The sequence below is a fragment of the Planomonospora algeriensis genome (assembly GCF_977012225.1).
On sequence record NZ_CDRNDK010000627.1, the window covers coordinates 1 to 2,995 of the forward strand.

The 2,995-nt window shown below is 76.0% G+C and carries 2 protein-coding genes and 3 pseudogenes; 3 read left to right on the top strand and 2 right to left on the bottom strand.

The genetic code is table 11. From position 1 onward, the window contains the following. Positions 1-196: pseudogene (locus ACWJ6R_RS33605) on the bottom strand (hypothetical protein); the annotation flags it as partial. A gap of 175 nt (positions 197-371) precedes the next feature. Here ACWJ6R_RS33605 and ACWJ6R_RS33610 point away from each other — a divergent pair. The 3 genes and pseudogenes from ACWJ6R_RS33610 to ACWJ6R_RS33620 all read left to right on the top strand — a co-directional run. Further along, positions 372-1,049, top strand: a pseudogene (locus ACWJ6R_RS33610) (response regulator transcription factor); the annotation flags it as partial. A 37-nt stretch (positions 1,050-1,086) separates the two neighbouring features. After that, positions 1,087-2,022 carry a sensor histidine kinase gene (locus ACWJ6R_RS33615; RefSeq protein ID WP_449066080.1) on the top strand — a complete coding sequence of 312 codons (936 nt, stop codon included), beginning with the start codon at positions 1,087-1,089 and terminating at the stop codon, positions 2,020-2,022. Between the two features lie 176 nt (positions 2,023-2,198). Beyond that, positions 2,199-2,603, top strand: a complete 405-nt coding sequence (locus ACWJ6R_RS33620) for a PepSY domain-containing protein (RefSeq protein ID WP_449066081.1) — start codon at positions 2,199-2,201, stop codon at positions 2,601-2,603. Positions 2,604-2,690: 87 nt separating this feature from the next. On the opposite strand, the pseudogene ACWJ6R_RS33625 reads toward ACWJ6R_RS33620, so the two are convergent. Then, positions 2,691-2,995, bottom strand: a pseudogene (locus ACWJ6R_RS33625) (hypothetical protein); the annotation flags it as partial.

Here is a 2,995-nt window from a genome sequence, read left to right on the forward strand (position 1 = left end):
GGCAGCGGGGCGGGGAGCGGGGCGGGGCCGCGGAGGCGGTGGCCAGGGCCCGCTCGACCTCCTCCAGGGTCATCGAGCGGACGGCCTGGCCGGTGAGGTCGGCGCCGGCCAGGGACAGCGCCCACAGGCCGGCGACGGTGGTGGCGGCGGCGGCCGCGAGCCAGCCGCATGCGGCCAGCAGTGCGCGCCTGCTCACCGGTACGTCATCGTGCCGCATGCGGCGGCGTGCCGTTCCGGCCGTCTCGCCCCGTGCCGTGATCCGCCTGCCCGTTCGCATCGATCGGCCGCCCTCCGGTGTCTTCCGCGCTCCACGGGGAACTTCCCCTCCTCGTCGGAATCATCGCCTTTCCCGGAGAGGCAGGCGCGTTGCCGTGGCCCATCTGCTGCTCGTCGAGGACGACGCCCGGGTGCGTTCGGCGTTGACCCGCGCGCTGGCCGGCCACGGCCATGCCGTGACCTCGGCGGGTGCGGGCATGCCGGGGCTGACCCGGGCGCTGGAGGACCGGCCCGATCTGGTCGTGCTCGACCTGGGTCTTCCCGACCTCGACGGCTGCGAGGTCTTGCGCATGCTCCGGGCGGTCAGCGCCGTCCCGGTCATCGTGGCGACCGCGCGCGACGCCGAGCCGGAGATCGTCCGGGCGCTGGACGCCGGCGCCGACGATTACGTCGTCAAGCCGTTCAGCGCGGCCCAGCTGGACGCGCGGATCCGGGCGGTGCTGCGCCGCGGCCGCGCCGACGGGGCCGGGCCCGCGCCGGTGCGGGTGGGCGGGCTGCTCATCGAGGAGGCGGGCAGGGAGGCGTTCCTCGACGGGGTGCGCCTGGAGCTGACGCCCAAGGAGTTCGACCTGCTGCACTACCTGGCGGCCCGGTGCGGGCAGGTCGTCTCCAAACGGGAACTGCTGGCCGAGGTGTGGCGGATGGCCTACGGCGGCGGGGACAAGACCGTCGACGTCCACCTGTCGTGGCTGCGCCGCAAGCTCGGTGAGAGCGCCCAGCGGCCCCGCTACCTGCAGACCGTGCACGGGGTCGGCGTCAAACTCGTCGATCCGGGGGAGTGTGGACACCCCGCAGGGCCGGGAGGTCCTGGTGGCGGTGCAGGGCGGGGAGCGCGGTCCCATGGTGGTGCGCGCGTTCGTCGGCGCCGACCGGCTGCGGCAGGGCGTCGGATGGGCGTGGCTGGTGCTCGGCCTGATCGGGCTGGCGCTGCTGGCCGTCGGCATCGCCGTGGCCGACCGGCTCGCGCGTTCGCTGACCGGGCCGGTCGGGCAGGTGGCGGAGGTCTCCCGGCGGCTGGCCCCCGGTGATCTGGCCGCGCGGGTGGAGCCGGCGGGCCCGCCGGAGGTCCGTGAGGTCGGCGCCGCCCTCAACCACCTGGCCGCCCGCATCCGGGAGTTGCTCGCCTACGAGCGCGAGGCGGTGGCCGACCTGTCCCACCGGTTGCGCACGCCGGTCGCGGTGCTGCGGCTGGAGGTGGATACGATGCGCGACGCGGAGGAGGCGGCCCGGGTGGGGCAGGCGGTGGCGGGCGTCGAGCGCATGGTCGACCAGGTCATCCGGGAGGCGCGCCGGTTCGACCGGGACGGGGCGCGCGGCTGCGACGCGGCCCGGGTGGTCGCCGAGCGGGTCGCCTTCTGGTCGGCGCTGGCGGAGGACCAGGAGCGGCCGTTCGGCCTCGATCTCGCCGGCGGGCCGATCACCGTGGGGGTCAGCGGCCCGGAGCTGGCGGCCTGCGTCGATCTGCTGCTGGAGAACGTGTTCGCCCACACCCCCGACGGCACGCCGTTCACCGTCACGCTGGCGGCCCGGCCGCAGGGCGGGGCCCGGTTGGTGATCGCCGATCGGGGGCCGGGTTTCCCCCACCCGGCTCCGCTGGGCCGCGGGGTGAGCGGAGGTTCGTCCACCGGTCTGGGGCTGGACATCGCGCGCCGGACGGCGGAGGACTCCGGCGGGCGGCTGCGGGCCGGCTCCTCGCCTTCGGGGGGAGCCGAGGTCACCGTCGACCTCGGCCCGGGGACGGCTTAACGATTCCTTAGGGACTCCGCAGCATCCCGCTATCGCCCGCGCAGGCAGTCTGGGGGAGTCGCCGCGGGTCGTCGGCGGAGCTCTCCGGGCGGCCGCGGCCTCACGCGGGTTCCCTTCGCGGGCCGTTCCCGTGGACTCTTCTCACGAACGCTTCTCACGGACACGGAGAAACCCTGATGCGCAAGCCAGTGATCGTCTTTTCCGGGCTCGCCCTCGCCGTTCTCGCGGTCGGCGGCGGTGTCGCCTTCGCCGAGCAGAACGAGGCCGGTCCGGCCTCCCCGGCGCCGGCCGCCACGGCCTCCCCGGCGCCGGGGACCGATGACGACGCGGTTGCGGCGGTCAGGCCCGCCGTGCCGGCCGAGCAGGCGCAGAAGACCGCGCTGTCGCAGGTGAGCGGAGGCTGGGTCGTCTCCTCGGAGCTGGAGACCGAGGGCGGCGCCGCCATCTGGGAGGTCGAGATCGCCGACGGCGAGGGGGCCGAGCGGACGATCGCCGTCGACGCCGCCACCGGGAAGATCGTCCCGGTGGCGGCCGACGCCGAGGACGACGGTCAGGAGAGCGATGAGCAGGACGACGACTGACCCCGGTCCCGTCCGTCGGTGGAACCCGCCGCAGTCCTGGCCCCGTCCGCCCGCTCCGCCGTCCGCCCGCCTTCGAGGGCGGGCGGTTCAGCCGGCCAGCTGCGTGCGGGCGGCCCGGATCAGGGACGAGTCGGCGTCGGGGGTCGCCACGGTGAGGGCGCTCTCGGGGGTGCGCTCGCGCACGTCCCGGGCGCGGATGGCCAGCATCGCGGGTGCGCTGCCCAGGTCGCCGTAGGCGGCGGCGACGGCGGCGGTGATCGCCGTGCGGGCGTCGGCGAGCACGTCCCTGGCCGACAGGTGCGAGGTCCCGGGTGCGGCCGACAGGAACCCGAGCAGCGCGGCGAAACGCAGGTCGGCGGGGGCTGGGGCCGGCGTTGCGGGCTCGGCCGGCG